The 17,647-nt window shown below is 45.5% G+C and carries 14 protein-coding genes; 10 read left to right on the forward strand and 4 right to left on the reverse strand.

Features of this window, described 5'->3' with window-relative positions:
- Positions 1-107: 107 nt before the first annotated feature.
- The 4 genes from F0231_RS12805 to F0231_RS12820 all read left to right on the forward strand — a co-directional run bounded on the left by F0231_RS12805 (position 108) and on the right by F0231_RS12820 (position 5,782).
- Positions 108-1,052: a TIGR01212 family radical SAM protein gene (locus F0231_RS12805; protein ID WP_171760123.1), complete on the forward strand. Its 945-nt coding sequence runs from the start codon at positions 108-110 to the stop codon at positions 1,050-1,052.
- A gap of 63 nt (positions 1,053-1,115) precedes the next feature.
- Positions 1,116-2,864 carry a diguanylate cyclase gene (locus F0231_RS12810; protein WP_171760124.1) on the forward strand — a complete coding sequence of 583 codons (1,749 nt, stop codon included), beginning with the start codon at positions 1,116-1,118 and terminating at the stop codon, positions 2,862-2,864.
- A 118-nt stretch (positions 2,865-2,982) separates the two neighbouring features.
- A complete protein-coding gene (gene arcB / locus F0231_RS12815; protein ID WP_171760125.1) occupies positions 2,983-5,334 on the forward strand; it encodes an aerobic respiration two-component sensor histidine kinase ArcB in 2,352 nt (783 codons plus the stop codon).
- A 1-nt stretch (position 5,335) separates the two neighbouring features.
- On the forward strand, positions 5,336-5,782 hold the full coding sequence (locus tag F0231_RS12820; protein ID WP_171760126.1) for a hypothetical protein: 447 nt from the start codon (positions 5,336-5,338) through the stop codon (positions 5,780-5,782).
- 72 nt (positions 5,783-5,854) lie between these two features.
- On the opposite strand, the gene tolC is transcribed toward F0231_RS12820, so the two are convergent.
- The gene (gene tolC, locus F0231_RS12825) at positions 5,855-7,177 is read right to left on the reverse strand and encodes an outer membrane channel protein TolC (protein ID WP_171760127.1); all 1,323 of its coding nucleotides are present in this window, start codon (positions 7,175-7,177) and stop codon (positions 5,855-5,857) included.
- Between the two features lie 232 nt (positions 7,178-7,409).
- Here tolC and nudF point away from each other — a divergent pair, with 232 nt between their 5' ends.
- The 6 genes from nudF to parC all read left to right on the forward strand — a co-directional run bounded on the left by nudF (position 7,410) and on the right by parC (position 14,259).
- A complete protein-coding gene (nudF, locus tag F0231_RS12830) occupies positions 7,410-8,039 on the forward strand; it encodes an ADP-ribose diphosphatase (RefSeq protein ID WP_171760128.1) in 630 nt (209 codons plus the stop codon).
- Positions 8,027-8,467, forward strand: a complete 441-nt coding sequence (locus tag F0231_RS12835) for a DUF1249 family protein (RefSeq protein WP_171760129.1) — start codon at positions 8,027-8,029, stop codon at positions 8,465-8,467. Before nudF ends, F0231_RS12835 begins: the two co-directional genes overlap by 13 nt.
- Positions 8,468-8,475: 8 nt before the next feature.
- Complete coding sequence (gene cpdA / locus F0231_RS12840) at positions 8,476-9,297, forward strand: 3',5'-cyclic-AMP phosphodiesterase (protein WP_171760130.1); 822 nt, start codon at positions 8,476-8,478, stop codon at positions 9,295-9,297.
- A gap of 16 nt (positions 9,298-9,313) precedes the next feature.
- Positions 9,314-9,895, forward strand: coding sequence for an esterase YqiA (yqiA, locus tag F0231_RS12845; protein ID WP_171760131.1), 582 nt, complete (start codon positions 9,314-9,316; stop codon positions 9,893-9,895).
- Positions 9,896-10,104: 209 nt separating this feature from the next.
- Positions 10,105-11,985 (forward strand): DNA topoisomerase IV subunit B, encoded by a 1,881-nt coding sequence (gene parE, locus F0231_RS12850; RefSeq protein WP_171760132.1) that lies wholly within the window; start codon positions 10,105-10,107, stop codon positions 11,983-11,985.
- A 3-nt stretch (positions 11,986-11,988) separates the two neighbouring features.
- Positions 11,989-14,259, forward strand: coding sequence for a DNA topoisomerase IV subunit A (gene parC, locus F0231_RS12855; protein WP_171760133.1), 2,271 nt, complete (start codon positions 11,989-11,991; stop codon positions 14,257-14,259).
- 92 nt (positions 14,260-14,351) lie between these two features.
- On the opposite strand, the gene degS is transcribed toward parC, so the two are convergent.
- The 3 genes from degS to zapG all read right to left on the reverse strand — a co-directional run bounded on the left by degS (position 14,352) and on the right by zapG (position 17,496).
- The gene (degS, locus tag F0231_RS12860; protein WP_171760134.1) at positions 14,352-15,416 is read right to left on the reverse strand and encodes an outer membrane-stress sensor serine endopeptidase DegS; all 1,065 of its coding nucleotides are present in this window, start codon (positions 15,414-15,416) and stop codon (positions 14,352-14,354) included.
- A gap of 131 nt (positions 15,417-15,547) precedes the next feature.
- A complete protein-coding gene (locus F0231_RS12865) occupies positions 15,548-16,915 on the reverse strand; it encodes a DegQ family serine endoprotease (RefSeq protein WP_171760135.1) in 1,368 nt (455 codons plus the stop codon).
- Positions 16,916-17,034: 119 nt separating this feature from the next.
- Entirely contained in the window at positions 17,035-17,496 is a 462-nt protein-coding gene (zapG, locus tag F0231_RS12870) for a Z-ring associated protein ZapG (protein ID WP_171760136.1), read from the reverse strand.
- Between the last annotated feature and the right edge of the window lie 151 nt (positions 17,497-17,647).

Here is a 17,647-nt window from a genome sequence, read left to right on the forward strand (position 1 = left end):
TATCACCTGTTTGAAATCATTACATTTCATCCTCTTAATTTTTCAAAACTGTAATTAAATTACAAAGATCTTAATGAGAATTATTTCGATATTTGGCGGAAGGTAAAATGCAACTTCATGAACTCGTAAACACCATCGGACAAGACTTACAGCGTCGTTATGGCGAAAAAGTACATAAGCTTACGTTGCATGGTGGTTTTAGTTGCCCGAATCGAGATGGCACTATCGGCCGAGGTGGATGCACTTTTTGTAATGTGGCGTCATTTGCTGACGAAGAGGCTCAAGTTAAGAGTATTCATGAACAGTTAGTTGATAGGGCGGGGGAAATCGATCGTGCTAAAAAGTATCTCGCTTATTTTCAGGCTTACACCAGTACTTATGCAGAAGTCCAAGTGCTGAAAAATATGTATGAACAAGCACTAAAAGCGGCAGATATTGTCGGCTTATGTGTTGGTACTCGACCTGATTGTGTGCCTGATGCCGTGCTAGAACTGCTTTCTGGTTACGTAGAACAAGGTTATGAAATCTGGCTAGAACTAGGGCTTCAAACGGCTAATAATTCGACTTTGAAACGCATCAATCGTGGTCATGATTTTGAATGCTACGCTGAAATTACTCAGCGTGCACGCGCGCTTGGAATCAAAGTGTGTACTCACCTTATTGTCGGATTGCCTAAAGAGACTCATGAGGATAACGTGAACACCATGGAAAAAGTGATAGCGGTGGGGACTGATGGCATCAAGCTTCACGGACTGCATATTGTCGAAGGCAGTACCATGGCAAAAGCGTGGAGAGCAGGAAAACTTGAGGCGCCAGAGTTGGACGAGTACGTGTCGACGGCCAGTGAGTTGATTCGTATGACGCCACCAGAAGTGGTTTATCACCGCGTTTCATCGGCTGCACGTCGACCAACGCTGCTCGCGCCATTGTGGTGTGAGAACCGTTGGTTGGCGATGACGGAAATTGGGCGAACATTAAACAGAGATGGTGCTCAAGGAACGTCAATAGATCAACCGTTTATATATACTAAACCAATATTAAAGGCTGAATAGTAGTCAATAAACTGGTATCTTTTATAGTGTTATTTTGGCGCAGAATAAAGGTTCAGTACGGCAATGGAGCAAGTATTAGTTTGGTTGTGGGATACTTCTCATGGGCATGGTTTTGATCTTGTTATCATTATTCTTGCGATCATGGCGGTTGTCTATTGCTATGCACGTAACCAAGCACACCTAACTGAATTGGTCTTAAGCTCACCGAATGCTTTACTGATCGTGGATGGGGAGACCGGCAAGTTATTCAAAGCCAACCCCATTGCGAACCAAATATTAGGCGCTCGCAGGGTTGGTAAAAGCTATATGTTGCCTGACTTGGTGACACCGCAATTTATTCTATCCTTAGTGTCTCCATTTTCTGGAAACAGCTTTTCATCTCATGTTATCGACTGGCCTGTTACAGAGAGTCGCTCGATCAAGCTCGATGTCACTGGACGAAAGACCTTATTTCGTCGCCGAAAAGTATGGTTGCTCTATTTTTCGCCTCACCAAAAGCTTGAAGAAGAGTTAAGACAAGAGGTGCACTCTCTTTCTATGATCAAGAGTGCGTTCGACAACCTTTCTGAGCTAATTTTCATCAAAGACAAACAAGGTCAGATCGTCTCCAGTAACCGAGCATTCCAACGCTTTTGGCACAACAGAGAATCTGAGGGATCGGCTGATATTCAAGGCGTGGTGAAGGGACGAACCAGTACCCGACGTTGGACCGTGACGCCTGATGGTCGAAGTTGCTTACTTGAAAGTCACCAAAGTGTACTGATCTCTTCTGAAGGAGAGCGAATTGGTACGCTCGGTATTAGTCATGACGTGACCGATTGGCATGACATGCAGAAGAGCCTGCGTGACGAAATGGACAAGCGTAAAGATACCGAAGTGGCACTTGCTCAGCGTGATACCATCTTACAAAACATCCTTGAATCGAGCCCTGATTCTATCGGTATCTTCAATGAAAACATGGTGTATCAAGCGTGTAACCTACCTTTTGTTGCTGCACTAGGTATCTCTTCTGTTGATGAGTTGATAGGGAAGCGCCTACAAGATCTGTTGCCTAATGAGACCTATAGCCGCTTATCTGAAACTGATAATAAAGTGCTACATGAAGGAAAGTCCCTACGTTATATCGACCGTGTTGTGAGCAGCAATGGCCAATTCATTTGGTATGATGTCGTTAAATCACCATTTAGGGATCCTGCCTCTGGGACCAATGGTGTCTTGATCATGGCACGTGATGTCTCTGAACGTTATCTTGCTGAACAAAAGCTTGAAGAGGCCAATCAGGAGCTTGAGCGCTTGAGCTTTATTGATAGCCTGACTCAAATATCTAACCGTCGCCGTTTTGACGAGCAGTTAGATACATTGTGGCATGTGCATACTCGAGAAAAGCAGCCTCTCACCGTCATGTTATGTGATATCGATTACTTTAAAGGTTACAACGATTTCTATGGTCACCAGAGGGGCGATGAAGCATTGATCAAAGTGGCTCAGGTATTTAAGAAAGTGCTGCCTCGCTCAAGTGACTGTGTTGCCCGATACGGTGGTGAAGAGTTTGCTTTTATTTTGCCAAATACGACGGCTGAAGGTGCAAAAAAAGTTGCTGAGCGTATTCATCAAGGGATCGCTGAACTTGGCTTAGAGCATCACGTTTCTGAGATTTCTGAACGTTTGACAGCCAGTATTGGTCTGGTTGCTCTCACACCACAACCTTTGGATAATAGTGAATCCATCGTTGCTCTTGCTGATAGCGCGCTATACCAAGCGAAAGCAAATGGTCGCAACCAAACCTGTGTGCATCACACATCAGATAATTAGCGCCCTCCCATATGGGATTCTTTTCGCTGTGACAGGTGAAAACAGGTAATATGACAACTGATCTATTCAAGCTATTGTTTAGATTGGTTTTGCCTCTTGTTACCTTTCGGAGCTCTCGATGAAGCCGATAAAAAATCTCGCTCAGTACTATGTTGATTTGCTTGTTAAGCTGGGCATCCTACGTTTTTCCATTCTTTTGGCACTGGCCTTAGTCGCCCTTGCCGTTGTTGTGCAAGTTGGCATCACCTTGGTTCTCAGTGGTCACGTCGATGACATCGATATTGTTCGCTCCGTCTTTTTTGGTCTTCTCATTACGCCGTGGGCGGTGTACTTTTTATCCGTCGTCGTCGATCAACTTGAAGAGTCACGCCAACGTCTGTCGAAACTGGTCTCTAAGCTCAAAGATATGCGTTCACGAGACCAAGAGCTAAACAACAAACTCCAACAGAATATCGCGAAGCTAAATCAAGAGATCGAAGAGAGAATCAAGGCTGAAGAAGCACGCGAAGAGGCGATGCGTGATCTTGAAAACGAGGTCTATCAACGTGAAAAGACACAGGTAGAACTAGCTGAACGTACCGCTTTACTTCGCTCGTTTATTGATGCCTCCCCTGACCTTATCTACTATCGAAATGCAGAGGGTGTTTTCTCTGGCTGTAACCGTGCAATGGAAGAGCTCACGGGTAAAAAAGAGAGCCAGCTGGTGGGTTTGACGCCTTGGGATGTCTACAGCAAAGAAGTTGCTCAGCAAATTGTCGATACCGATGAAAAAGTCTTCTCTGACAACCAAGCTCTAACCTATGAGCAATGGTTGGAATATCCGGACGGACGTAAAAATTACTTTGAACTGCGTAAAGTGCCGTTTTACAGCAAAGATGGTCGCCACTTGGGCCTAGTGGGCTTCGGCCGTGATATTACGGAGCGTAAACGTCACGAGGAGTCACTAGAAAAAGCCAGTCGCGATAAGACTACCTTCATTTCAACAATCAGCCATGAGTTAAGAACTCCACTCAACGGCATTGTCGGTCTAAGCCGCATGTTGCTTGATACCCAGTTAACCCAAGAACAACGTAGCCACATGCAGACAATTAATGTCAGCGCGATCACCTTGGGCAATATCTTCAACGATATCATTGATATGGATAAGTTCGACCGTCGTAAGCTTGAGCTATTCCCATCGACGTTGAACTTTGAAGAGTTTGTTGTCGAGATGGAAAGTATCTCAGCCTTGATGGCATCACAAAAAGGGCTTCGTTTTGATTTAGAGCGTCTCAGTGAACTGCCATCAGGTATTGAAGTTGACGCCACTCGCTTACGTCAAGTTCTCTGGAATTTAGTCAGTAACGCCATGAAGTTCACCAAAGAAGGTGGCGTTGTGATGACGGTTGCTTCTGAAGTCGAGGATGGCTTTGCCAACATCACAGTCGAGGTGGAAGACAGTGGTATTGGTATTCCTGAAGCTGAGCTCGATAAGATCTTCGCTATGTACTATCAAGTGAAATCTGGCAAAGACAACCTACATGCCGTGGGCACTGGTATTGGATTAGCGGTTTCGAAACAGCTGATCAACATGATGGACGGCGATATAACCGTTTCCAGCGAAGAAGGGTTCGGTAGTACCTTTACTGTGACGATTCGCGTACCACTAGTCGAAATTCAAGAACCGCAACCTGAATCTACACAGGCCGCGCAAGAACTGAATATCTTTATGGTTGAAGACATTGAGCTCAATATCACGGTCGCTCGTTCTCTACTTGAAAGTATGGGCCATGAAGTTTCAGTCGCGATGAATGGTGCTGAAGCGATGGAAATGTTTGACCCTGAAATCTACGATTTGGTCTTCCTCGATATTCAACTGCCAGACATGACAGGTTTCGATATCGCAGAGTATTTCCGCCGAACTTATTCTGATCTTCCGCCGCTGGTGGCGCTGACAGCGAATGTGCTGAAAAACAAAAATGAGTACTTTGAGCGTGGGATGGATGATGCGATTAGCAAACCGCTTTCGGTAACGGCCGTGCAGGATGTGTTGGCTAAATTCACTCAAGAATCGTCTCAGCCGCAGCCTAAACCGCTAGAAATAGTCGAAACAGCGAGTGAAGGCGGAGAAATTTACTCAACACTGCTCGACCTCGATATGCTGGACTCTTACGTAGGTATTGTTGGACCGCAACCAGTCTTAGATAGTATTCAAATGTTTGAAGAGATGATGCCAGATTACCTCAAAGTGCTTGACTCCAATATGGTTGCCAGAGATCAAAAAGGCATTGTTTCTGAAGCACACAAAATAAAAGGGGCAGCAGGCTCTATTGGTCTAAAGCATATTCAAAGCATCGCTCAAAAGGCACAGTCTCCTGATTTACCTGCTTGGTGGGAAAATATCGACGATTGGGTTGAAGAAATGAAGAATGAATATGAAAATGATATTCAGATACTCAAAGAGTGGCTTAATAACAACAAAGGTGAATAAGATGAAGAAATTAGCATTGGTCTCGCTCGGTGTCGCGCTGTTGGCTGGTTGTGCAACTCAGCCAGTGGGTTGGGAACAAGACAATCAAATTGTCGTTGCGGATACCAAGGTAACGCTAAAAAGTAACCTTTGGTTAAACAAAATGCCGACAATCGGCGAAGTGCAAGACAGCACGTTACACGGAACACTCTACCTAGAGTCCGAGAACACATTACCGCCAGAGTTGGATGTAGAAAGTATTACATTGCAGCAAGGTGAAGATAGCTGGATGATTGATGGTGATCTGCTTGAGCTACGTACCCATAGCCCTAATCAGTGGGAAGTGGTATTTGTTTGGCAATTCCCTATCGATTCAAACCTGCCAGTGAATGTTGCTTTGCAGTTGAACAATAACGACACCATTGAGTGGCTAGTAGAAAAAGACGTGAAGGTCGATACGGTTTACTAACTCAGTTTATTTTGCATAGAAAAAAGGCTTGCTCCAATGGGGCAAGCCTTTTTTGATCAGAGTAATTTGGAATTACTTGCTAGCGGTTTTTAGACCAGCATTAATATCCAAAATATCTTGTTCGCTTAGTGTGCCTACTGCTTGGCGAAGCTGAAGTACACTTAGGATGTAGTCGTAACGTGCGTTAGATAGGCTCTTGTTTGCATCGTATAGACGACGAGTTGAGTCTAGTACGTCAACGATAGTACGAGTACCTACATCGAAACCTGCTTCTGTTGCTTCAAGTGCAGATTGCGCTGAAACTACAGTTTGTTCGTAAGCGCGTAGTGCACCGATTGAAGCGCTGATGTTGTTGTTGAATGCGCGAACATCCTTAACAACACTGCGGTATGTAGCTTCTAGGTCTTGGCTAGCGGCAACATAGTTGAACTCAGCCTGTTTTGTTAGCGAGGTTGTTGCACCACCCGTGTAGAGTGGGACAGCTAGGTTCAAACCAATGTTCAAGTTGTCTGAGTCGTAGTCGTTAGAGCTATTTGTTGTATTCGCTAGGCCGTAACTACCATCCAATTTTAATGTTGGTAGGTGTCCTGAACTAGCATTAGAAATATCGTCTTTCGCGATATCTTGCGTGATACGTGCAGCAAGTAGACTTAGGTTTTTCTGTTGTGCTTCTTCAACTAATGCATCGATAGCTGTCGATGTTTTGCTTGCAGAGAAACGGTCTGTATCTAAAACGTCTAAGTTAGAGTGCTCTTGACCAGTAATCTCACGTAGACCTTCGTAGCTGTTCACTAGGCTGTTTTCAGCCAATACTTCATCAGCCAATACTGCATCGTATTGAGCTTGCGCGTCATGCACGTCAGTAATTGCCGATAGACCGACTTCGAAACGTTGTTTGGTCTGCTCTAGCTGACGGCCAACCGCTGCTTTTTCTGCTTGAACAAACTCAAGGTTGTCTTGCGCACGTAGTACGTCAAAGTAAGCTGTTGAAACACGTAGAATCAGTGCCTGTTGCGTTGCTGCAAATGAAGCATCTGACTGGCGTGCGGTCTTTTCAGCCGTATCGAGAGTAATCCAACTAGAGCGATCAAATAGCTCTTGCTCAAAACGAATCGCAGCACCGTACTGGTTGTTATCAGTATTAGTTGTGCTGGTCGAAAACTCCTGTTCGCCACGGTTTATATCGTAGTTTGCAACGAGAGAGATCGTTGGTAATAAAGTTGCACGGCTAGACGTTACTGCTTCAAATGCGGCATCACGCTGAGCAGCTGCGCTTAGAAGCGTCGGGTCGTTTTCTTTCGCCTGGTTATAAATGTCTGCCAGTGTATCGGCAAAAGCGTTTGTGCTTAGGCCGCCAAGTGCTGCACTGATAAATAGTGGAAGCAGTTTTTTCATAGGTCCTATTCCTGCCAAAATATGAAAAAGTTTTCTCATCAAGAGTTTAACTCAATTGATGGTAAATCACTCGAAACTTTGCAAAGTTTTACACTTAACTATCCACTTGTGCAATAAAAATAATTCATCAATTTAACTAGAACTATAAAAATTGTATAAAAAGTTGAGCCATGCCCTTGGAAGTTAAGCTTTTGTCTGAGTAAACTATAAGATTCACTCAGAGAGGTGCCAAATGCAACAGTCTGACAATCAACATAACCAGTTTACTCCCGAAGATGTGGAAATAATCTCAAAAGAAACACTGTTTCAGGGTTTTTTTAGAATGATTAAGTATCGCTTTCGACATAAATTATTCGAAGGTGGCTGGAGTGAACCCATTGAGCGCGAAATGTTTGAGCGTGGTCATGCTGCTGCAATGTTGCCTTACGACCCTATACGTGACCAAGTGGTACTTATTGAACAAATTCGAGTAGGAGCTTTAGAGCACGCAAGCCCTTGGCAGCTTGAAATTGTCGCTGGCATGATTGACCGCGATGAGGCGGCGGAAGACGTTGTGCGCCGAGAAGCCGTAGAAGAAGCAGGGATTGAAGTAGTGGATTTGGAGAAAGTCACCTCTTATTACCCTTCATCGGGCGGTTGCTCTGAAAAGTTAGATGTTTATGTCGGTCAGGTCGATGCAAGCACTGCGTATGGCGTTCATGGTTTAGACTATGAGGGTGAAGATATTCGTGTGCATGTGGTGTCTCGCCAACAGGCCTACCAATGGGTGAATGAAGGTAAGTTTGAAAATGGTGCTTCTATCATTGCTCTGCAGTGGCTAGAACTCAACCATCAACGTTTGCAGCAAATATGGAACAAGTAGCGATAAAGAAACCTTATCATGTTGATCTCTCTGATCTGATGAGGACTTATGAAACAAATTACGCCAAGTTAAACGCTTTGCTGCCTAACCAGCCGAGTGTCGGTGATGTACGCTGCTATCAAGCGGCCCAGATGATGTACCAGATTCAAGTGGTAGAAGTCACAAAGTACACAACTTTGGTCGATATTTGTCAAAGTGATGACGTTCCAGTATTTCCATTACCGACGATGTCTGTCAGGCTCTACCACGATGCTCGCGTGGCTGAAGTCACTGGCTGTGATCATGTAAAACGTGTTAACGCCAGATATGACTACCCAAATGATAAAATGCTACAACAAGATGAGAAAGTGCAGCTCAACCGCTTTCTTGGCGACTGGCTTTCGTTTTGTTTAAGGCAAGGTATCAGCCGCACCCCATTGAATATTTAGGTTTAGTTTTGAAAGTAACGTCCATTACATCAGACAAAGACAGTATTAAGCTGCTCCAAATCACTGACACTCACCTCTATGAGCCAGTGGATGGAAGCTTGCTTAGTGTCAAAACATTAGACAGTTTTCACGCTGTAGTGGAAGCGATTGTTGCTGATGGCAGTTCCTATGATGCGATTCTATCAACCGGTGATATTTCCCAAGATCATAGCGCACAATCTTATCAGCACTTTGAACAAGGCATCGCACCTCTTGAAAAGCCTTGTTATTGGTTGCCAGGAAATCATGACTTTAAACCGAGCATGAATTCAGTGCTTCCTTCTAACCAAGTTCAACAAGTAGAACACGTGCTATTGGGTGAACACTGGCAAATGGTTCTGCTTGATTCTCAGGTTGTAGGCGTCCCGCACGGACTGTTAAGTGACGATCAGTTGCAGTTGCTCGATGACAAATTGTCTGAGCATCCAGAGCGTCACACATTAGTGTTGCTGCACCATCATCCTTTACTGGTCGGCAGTCGTTGGCTCGATCAGCATACTTTGAAAGAAGCGGACAATTTTTGGCAGGTTGTTGCTAAGCATAGTAATGTCCAAGCCGTGGTATGTGGTCATGTGCATCAAGACATGAATGTTGAGTACCAAGGTGTTCAAGTGATGGCAACACCATCGACGTGTGTTCAATTTAAGCCGAACTCAGATGATTTTGCGCTTGATACGCTCTCTCCTGGCTGGCGAGAACTTGAGCTACACAAAGATGGTTTAGTCACTACGGATGTAAAACGCTTACCAGCAGGCTCTTTCCAACCAGACTTTAACTCGGCGGGCTACTAAGGCTTAGGTGACATTCATGAAACCCTCATTGCTTCTCTACATTCATGGCTTTAACAGCTCTCCACAATCCCACAAAGCCAATGTAATGCAGCAATATTGCCAGTCTCAACGTCCCGACATCAAAGTAGTGATTCCTCCTCTGCCTTGCTTTCCTGAGCAAGCGGCGCAGCTACTTTTGGATCTCGTTAATCAATATAAAGATGACTATCGTATTGGATTAGTTGGCAGCTCTTTAGGTGGGTACATGTCAATGTGGCTCAATGCTCAATTTGGTTTTAAAGCGGTGGTGGTGAACCCTGCGGTCAAGCCGTATGAGTTGCTGGTCGACTTCTTAGGCGAGCAAGAAAACCCGTATACTCACGAAAAGTACTTGTTAGAAGAAAAGCACATCGATGAGTTGAAAGCGCTCGATACACCAGTCATCACATCACCCGCTGACTTTTGGTTGCTTCAACAAGTAGAGGATGAGGTATTGGATTACCGCCAAGCTGTGGCACACTTTTCCGGTTCTACTCAGACGGTTGAACAAGGCGGTGATCATAGCTTTGTCGATTTTGAACGTTATCCTGAACAAATCATCGAATTCCTACAGCTATAGCCCTCATTGAGGGAAGAGTCATAATTTTACTTGTTACTTACTTATCCTTCTTGACATAATTAGGTCTGTTCCAGACTATGTTTCTCTTGTGCTAAGCAGACCTCCGAGTAATACGAGTCGCTCGTATTACCAAAGATTCGAAATATTAGAAGCGTAGACACGCACCTGCTTAGCAACTCCATTTTTTCTCTATATAGATACTCCGTATTATGACTGAACAATATAATGCGAAAGACCTCTCGGTTCTTGAAGGTCTCGACCCAGTACGACATCGTCCTGGCATGTATACCGAAACAGAGCGTCCAAACCATCTTGCACAAGAGGTTATCGACAACTCGGTCGACGAAGCGCTAGCTGGACATGCAAAGAAGATTAAAGTCATTCTCCATGCCGACCAATCACTAGAAGTGATCGATGATGGTCGTGGTATGCCTGTTGATATCCACCCAGAGAAAGGTATCTCGGGTGTTGAACTTATTCTGACTAAGCTACACGCTGGTGGTAAGTTCTCAAACGACAACTACAAGTTCTCTGGTGGTCTACACGGCGTAGGTATTTCGGTAGTAAACGCACTGTCTAAACGTGTTGAAGTGACCGTTAAGCGTGAAGGTCAAGTGCATGAGATTGCGTTCGAACATGGCCATGCAGTCACTGAACTGTCGGTGACAGGGACATGCGGACACCGCAATACCGGTACATCTGTTCACTTCTGGCCAGATGAAAAATACTTCGATAGCTACAAGTTTTCAGCGCTGCGTTTAGTCAATAACCTGCGTGCGAAAGCGGTACTTTGCCCTGGACTTGAAATTGTCTTCAGTGACAAAGTGAATAACGAAGAGCACAAGTGGTACTACGAAGATGGCTTGAAAGACTACCTTGCTGAAGGTGTCAAAGGCTACGAAGTTCTGCCTGCTGAACCTTATATCGGTGACTTTACTGCCGAAACAGAAATGGCGACTTGGGCCGTGATTTGGCAGCCTGAAGGCGGCGAAATGATCACGGAAAGCTACGTTAACCTTGTTCCAACCAAGCAGGGTGGTACGCACGTTAACGGTCTTCGCCAAGGTCTTCTTGATGCGATGCGTGAGTTCTGCGAGTTCCGCAATCTGTTACCTCGTGGCGTTAAGCTAACCGGTGACGATGTGTTCGACCGCTGTTCTTATGTCTTATCTGTGAAGATGCAAGATCCTCAATTCGCAGGCCAAACGAAAGAACGATTGTCATCGCGTCAAACGGCAGCTTTTGTTTCTGGCGTGGTGAAAGATGCATTCAGCCTATGGTTGAACGAAAAGCCTCAACTTGCAGAGCAATTAGCCGAAGTTTGTATTGCCAACGCGCACCGTCGTATGCGTGCAAGCAAAAAGGTTGTGCGTAAAAAAGTGGCTTCAGGTCCTGCACTGCCGGGCAAACTGACCGATTGTTCAGTTCAAGATTTAAATCGAACAGAAATCTTCTTTGTCGAGGGTGACTCGGCAGGCGGCTCAGCGAAGCAAGCTCGTGACCGTGAGTTCCAAGCGGTAATGCCATTGCGTGGTAAGATCTTAAACACTTGGGAAGTTTCTGCTGATCAAGTTCTTGCCTCTCAAGAAGTACACGACATTTCGGTAGCGCTTGGTATTGATCCTGATAACGATAACTTAGACGGTCTTCGTTACGGTAAGATCTGTATCCTTGCCGATGCGGACTCGGATGGTCTTCACATCGCAACCTTACTGTGTGCACTCTTTACTCGTCACTTCAGAGCGCTAGTCGAAGCAGGTCATATCTATGTTGCTATGCCTCCACTGTATCGTATCGACTGTGGTAAAGAGGTGTTCTATGCACTGGATGACGATGAAAAAGAAGGCGTACTAGAGCGTCTATCGAAGAAGAAAGCCAAAATCAACGTGCAGCGATTCAAAGGTCTGGGTGAGATGAACCCGCTCCAGCTGCGTGAAACAACCATGGATCCAAATACTCGCCGTCTCGTTCAGCTAACGATCGATGATAATGAGCAGACCATGGAAATGATGGATATGTTGCTAGGCAAAAAGCGTGCGGATGACCGCCGAAGCTGGCTACAAACCAACGGTGATATGGCAGAGGTTTAACGAATGTCTACTGAGATTACATACGATGGCGTTGAACAGCTGCCAATGCGCAAGTTCACCGAAGACGCTTATCTAAATTACTCGATGTACGTAATTATGGACCGTGCATTGCCATACATTGGCGATGGCTTAAAACCGGTTCAACGACGTATTATCTACGCAATGTCGGAGCTAGGTCTTTCGGCTGCGGCAAAATACAAAAAATCAGCTCGTACGGTTGGTGACGTTCTGGGTAAATACCACCCACACGGTGACTCAGCATGTTACGAAGCTATGGTGCTAATGGCTCAGCCGTTCTCTTACCGTTACCCATTGGTTGATGGTCAGGGTAACTGGGGTGCACCAGACGATCCGAAATCGTTCGCAGCGATGCGTTATACCGAAGCGAAACTGTCTAAATTTGCAGAAGTTCTACTTGGCGAATTAGGCCAAGGGACCGTTGAGTGGCAACCGAACTTTGACGGCACGATGAAAGAGCCGCAAATGCTGCCAGCTCGCTTGCCTCATATCTTATTGAATGGTGTAACAGGTATCGCGGTTGGTATGGCAACGGACATTCCACCTCACAACGTACGTGAAGTCGCGAATGCCGCTGTTCATCTGATTGATAATCCTAAGTCTGAACTTGCCGATGTGATGAACTTTGTTCAAGGACCAGACTACCCAACAGAAGCAGAGATCATTTCACCAAAGGCGGATCTTGAGAAGATCTACCGTACTGGTCGTGGCAGCATTAAGATGCGTGCGGTATGGCACAAAGAGGGTAGTGACATCGTGATCACCTCTCTACCACACCAAGTGTCGGGTGCGAAGCTGCTTGAGCAAATCGCTAACCAAATGCGCGCGAAAAAACTGCCGATGGTTGATGATCTTCGTGATGAGTCGGATCATGAGAACCCAACTCGTATCGTTGTTGTACCTCGCTCAAACCGTATTGATTGCGACCAGCTGATGAACCACCTGTTTGCATCAACGGATTTAGAGAAAAACTTCCGTGTTAACTTGAACATGATTGGTTTAGATAACCGTCCTCAAGTTAAAGGTCTTGTGCAGATTCTGTCTGAGTGGATCGAGTTTCGTCGTGAAACAGTTCGTCGTCGCCTTCAGTATCGCTTAGACAAAGTGATGGCGCGTTTGCACATCCTTGAAGGTTTGTTGGTTGCGTATCTTAACCTTGATGAAGTGATTGAGATCATCCGTACCGAGGATGATCCTAAAGCGGTTCTTATGGAACGTTTTGGTATCACTGAGATTCAAGCTGATGCAATCCTAGATACCAAACTTCGTCACCTAGCTAAGCTAGAAGAGATGAAGATCCGTGGCGAGCAAGACGAGCTAGAGAAAGAGCGTGAGAAGTTAGAGAAACTGCTTGGCTCTGAGCGTCGTATGAACACGCTACTGAAAAAAGAAATTCAAGCGGATGCAGAGAAGTACGGCGATGATCGTCGTTCTCCATTGGTTGAACGTGCGGAAGCGAAAGCACTGACTGAGCGCGACCTTGTGCCAAGTGAACCGATTACGGTTGTACTCTCAGAGAAAGGTTGGATTCGCCACGCTAAGGGCCATGACGTTGATGCTGAAGGTTTGAACTACAAATCGGGTGATAAGTACTTAGCCCATGCTCGCGGTAAGAGTAACCAACAGGCTGTGTTCTTAGGTAATGATGGTCGCAGCTACTCACTTGAATCGCATTCATTGCCATCCGCTCGTAGCCAAGGTGAGCCTATTACAGGACGCTTGAACGTCAATGCAGGCACGAATATTCGTCATGTTGTGATGGGTGAAGAAGAGCAATTGTGGTTAGTCGGTTCGGACGCGGGTTACGGCTTTGTTTGTAAGGGCAGCGATCTGCTATCGAAGAACAAGAGTGGGAAGGCGTTGGTGACACTGCCTGCTAATTCGGAAGTGATCTCTCCTCAGACAGTTAGTAACCTCGATAGTGATGAGATTCTAACCATCACCAATCAAGGGCGAATGTTGTTGTTCCCGATTAAAGACTTGCCTCAATTAAGCAAAGGTAAAGGTAATAAGATCATCAACATCCCTGCTGCTAAAGCCAAAGAGCGAGAAGAGTACGTTTCTCATTTGATTGCTTTGCCTCAAGGCAGTGCGATTACGCTGTATGCAGGTAAACGTAAGCTTGGTCTTAAAGCCGCTGATCTTGAGAATTTCCGAGGTGAACGCGGTCGTCGTGGTGGTTTATTACCGCGCGGATTACAGCGTGTGACTCGAATTGAAATCGATTCGGGCAATACTCCTGAAAGCGACGATTAGTTGAATAGCTAGTTGAATAGAGCAAAAGCTAAATAGCAAAAACCCATGCCGATGCATGGGTTTTCTTTTTTTGCGTAACAGTCTAATTAGTATTACTCTCTTGTATCTTCTTCGATGGTGACAGGTAGCGTCATCTCTTTACCTTTACGTAGGACAAGTACGTCTACGGTGGTTCCAGGTCTTAGGTCAGTGACAATATCCATTACGCTCTGGCGCCCATTAATCTTCTCGCCCGCAATCTTCAATATGATGTCTTGTGCTTCAAACCCTGCATCAGCCGCGGGGCCATTAGGATCCACACCCAGAACGACAATGCCACCCAAATGTTCGTTGCCTAGGAGGCGAGAAGTGACTGAGTTGATGTCTTGTCCATCCACACCAATATAACCGCGAATGACTCGGCCATCGGCAATGATCTTCTCCATGATCTTATTGGCAAGTGTGTAAGGAATCGCAAATGAAATGCCGTAAGTCTCTAACTCAGTAGCTTGTTGGAATGAAGCCGTATTGATGCCGACTAGCTCACCGCGGGTATTGACCAAAGCGCCGCCTGAATTACCTTCGTTGATTGCTGCATCAGTTTGGATAAAGGCTTGGTGTCGGTCGGCACTGATTGACGAACGTCCGGTTGCGGAAATAATACCAAACGTCGTGGTTTGACCTAGGTTGTACGGGTTACCAATCGCTAATACGACATCACCAACTTTTGGAGCGTAATCAGGGTTGAGTGGAATAACAGGCAGGTTATCGCCCTCAATACGCAAGATTGCGATATCCGTTCGACGGTCTTTCCCGACGAGTTGAGCGGCGGCTACTCGACCATCTTGTAGCGCAACGATTATTTGGTCAGCCAACGCGACAACATGATAATTGGTGATGATGTAGCCTTTTTCGCTGACAATAACGCCAGAACCCAAACCTTGAGTCAGCAGTTTGGAGCGATCATTTTCTGTATACTTTCGACTATATATGTTCACCACTGCAGGCGCTGCTTTACGCACTGCTTGGTTAAAAGAGATTTGCGATAGGTTAGTGACCTTACTTTCCGTTGGTTCCGACGGAGGAAGAATATTGGATCGCAGTGAGGGTACCGCAAGCAGTAATAGCGCGGCTGTTGCTAAACCTAGGCCAATAGAGCGCAGCAGAAATTGCAGCATGCTTTCTCCGTCGTTATCGAATATAAAATCTGGGAAGTTGGTGAAGAATAGCACTAGATGAGAAAATAATAAAAGGACAGCAGCGAATGCTACTGTCCTTTCAAAGCGATATCGCGTTTTCTATTTGGTGATTAACGAATGACTAAATAGATACTACGTTCTCCTCGTTGGATGTTCAGAGCAAGAACTCCTGAGTGGTTTTCTACAATTTTCCTAAAGTCGGCGAGGTTCTTAACCCGTTCACGGTTCACACCAATAATGATGTCGCCTTCCTGCAATTGGTACGCCTCTGCTGGAGAGCCTTCTTTTACTGCGGTGACTTTGACTCCTTTCGCGCTGTCACTGCTGTTGGTATTACTCAGCTCCGCGCCCGTTAAACCTTCGTGTAGCTTGTCTGCTGTTGTCTTCATGCTCGCTTGCTCACCAAGGGTGACATCAAACGACATATCTTCGCCATCACGCACCACACCTAGCGTGACTTCTTTACCTGCCCCTAACGTTGCGACTTTCGCTCGAAGTTCGCTAAAGGAGTTAATCGCTTTACCGTTCACGGAAACGATGACATCACCAGCCTGAAGGCCTGCTTTATCGGCAGCGCTATCCGGGACGACTTGGCTGACAAACGCACCTTTACTGGATTCATAGCCTAGAGCTTCAGCAAGCTCAGAGGTAATTTCGCCGCCTTGTACACCGAGCATGCCTCGTTTAACTTCGCCAAATTCGAGAATTTGATCGGTGAGATTGGTCATCATGTTCGATGGAATTGCGAAGCCAATACCCACATTACCGCCGTTAGGACCAAGAATTGCGGTATTAATACCAATTAGTTCACCGTTAAGGTTGACCAAAGCGCCACCGGAGTTACCGCTGTTGATCGCCGCATCGGTCTGAATGAAGTTCTCGAAGTTTTCAAGGTTAAGACCACTGCGGCCGAGTGCAGAAACAATTCCCGACGTCACCGTTTGACCTAAACCAAATGGGTTACCAATGGCGACAGTAAAATCGCCCACTCGGAGCTTATCGGAATCAGCGATCTTAATCTCGGTGAGGTTTTTGGCCTTTTCTAGCTTCAGCAGTGCGACGTCTGACATTTGATCGCCACCAACGAGTTCAGCTTTGTATTCGCGGCCGTCACTTAACTTGACTCGAATTTTTTCAGCACCATTGATTACATGGTAATTGGTAACGATGTGACCCTTTTTAGCATCAATAATGACACCTGAGCCTAGTCCTCTGAATGGACGCTCCTGAAGTTGCTCGGTTGGAAAGTCTGGGCCAAAGAAAAAGCGGAATTGGTCGGGGATGTTCTGTCTAGAAACTTGTGTCCCCTCAACAGAGATGCTGACCACTGCTGGGGTTACTTTTTCAAGCATTGGTGCAAGGCTAGGTAATTGTTCGCCACCTACGCTAAGAGGCAATGCTGCAGTTGCCTGAATGGGGGTGATGATTGAACTTAGGCTTAGTGATAGGACTGTTAAGGCAAGCAAAGGTTTTTTCATCGATTACTCCTCGTTAGTTAAGGCCTAACTCTTAGATTTGTATAAAAAATAATAATTCAAGGGCTGCTTCTTAGGAGTTATGACTCAAAAACCTTTGCAAAGTTCAGCAGGAGTATAGATTACGACGCTTTTACTGATACCACGTCTTGAGAATCAAGGATCTCTTTCTTCTCTTCTTTTAAAAGGCCAGTTGAGCCTGATGCGTAATCTTTTGGTGCTTCGTTAAGTGGTTGCACATCCGCTGTTGGATGAGAGTCTTCAGACTGAGAGTCTGCTTGCTGAGTAATTTTCTTAACGAACGGGTTATCCTGTTCAGGAATGTTTGGCAAAAGCTCTGACGACGTCTTCGCCATATGTTGGTAAAGTTTGGTGTACTCTTTACCTAATGAATCCAACATCTCTGCCGACTGAGCGAAATGGTCAGCAAGATCTTGTTTTTGTTGCTCTAATTCAAACTTAGCACTCTCTAAGTCTTTTTGAACATTCTTTTGTTTCTTGTAGCTCGGTGTTGTTAAGCGAGAAATTGCAACTCCTAGAATAAGTCCAGCTAGCAAACCGACTAAAGCGTAAATCCAAGGCATAATGGCTCCTTATCATTGTTATGTAACATGTTTTTTACTGGTTAGTTACACATGTTGAACTGACATGGTACTATGAGAACTTCAGCCAATAAAGAAAAATGCATGTGCTCTACATAGCAGTTTGACAGTCTCTTCATCAGGTAGCGAAGCG

It is taken from the genome of Vibrio sp. RE86 (assembly GCF_013114545.1).
Taxonomy (GTDB): domain Bacteria; phylum Pseudomonadota; class Gammaproteobacteria; order Enterobacterales; family Vibrionaceae; genus Vibrio.

Excerpts from the sequence above, each read along its gene's own strand:
- F0231_RS12805 (WP_171760123.1), top strand. The coding sequence starts at position 108 with ATGCAACTTCATGAACTCGTAAACACCATCGGACAAGACTTACAGCGT.
- F0231_RS12810 (WP_171760124.1), top strand. The coding sequence starts at position 1,116 with ATGGAGCAAGTATTAGTTTGGTTGTGGGATACTTCTCATGGGCATGGT.
- arcB (WP_171760125.1), top strand. The coding sequence starts at position 2,983 with ATGAAGCCGATAAAAAATCTCGCTCAGTACTATGTTGATTTGCTTGTT.
- F0231_RS12820 (WP_171760126.1), top strand. The coding sequence starts at position 5,336 with ATGAAGAAATTAGCATTGGTCTCGCTCGGTGTCGCGCTGTTGGCTGGT.
- tolC (WP_171760127.1), bottom strand. The coding sequence starts at position 7,177 with ATGAAAAAACTGCTTCCACTATTTATCAGTGCAGCACTTGGCGGCCTA.
- nudF (WP_171760128.1), top strand. The coding sequence starts at position 7,410 with ATGCAACAGTCTGACAATCAACATAACCAGTTTACTCCCGAAGATGTG.
- F0231_RS12835 (WP_171760129.1), top strand. The coding sequence starts at position 8,027 with ATGGAACAAGTAGCGATAAAGAAACCTTATCATGTTGATCTCTCTGAT.
- yqiA (WP_171760131.1), top strand. The coding sequence starts at position 9,314 with ATGAAACCCTCATTGCTTCTCTACATTCATGGCTTTAACAGCTCTCCA.
- parE (WP_171760132.1), top strand. The coding sequence starts at position 10,105 with ATGACTGAACAATATAATGCGAAAGACCTCTCGGTTCTTGAAGGTCTC.
- parC (WP_171760133.1), top strand. The coding sequence starts at position 11,989 with ATGTCTACTGAGATTACATACGATGGCGTTGAACAGCTGCCAATGCGC.
- degS (WP_171760134.1), bottom strand. The coding sequence starts at position 15,416 with ATGCTGCAATTTCTGCTGCGCTCTATTGGCCTAGGTTTAGCAACAGCC.
- F0231_RS12865 (WP_171760135.1), bottom strand. The coding sequence starts at position 16,915 with ATGAAAAAACCTTTGCTTGCCTTAACAGTCCTATCACTAAGCCTAAGT.
- zapG (WP_171760136.1), bottom strand. The coding sequence starts at position 17,496 with ATGCCTTGGATTTACGCTTTAGTCGGTTTGCTAGCTGGACTTATTCTA.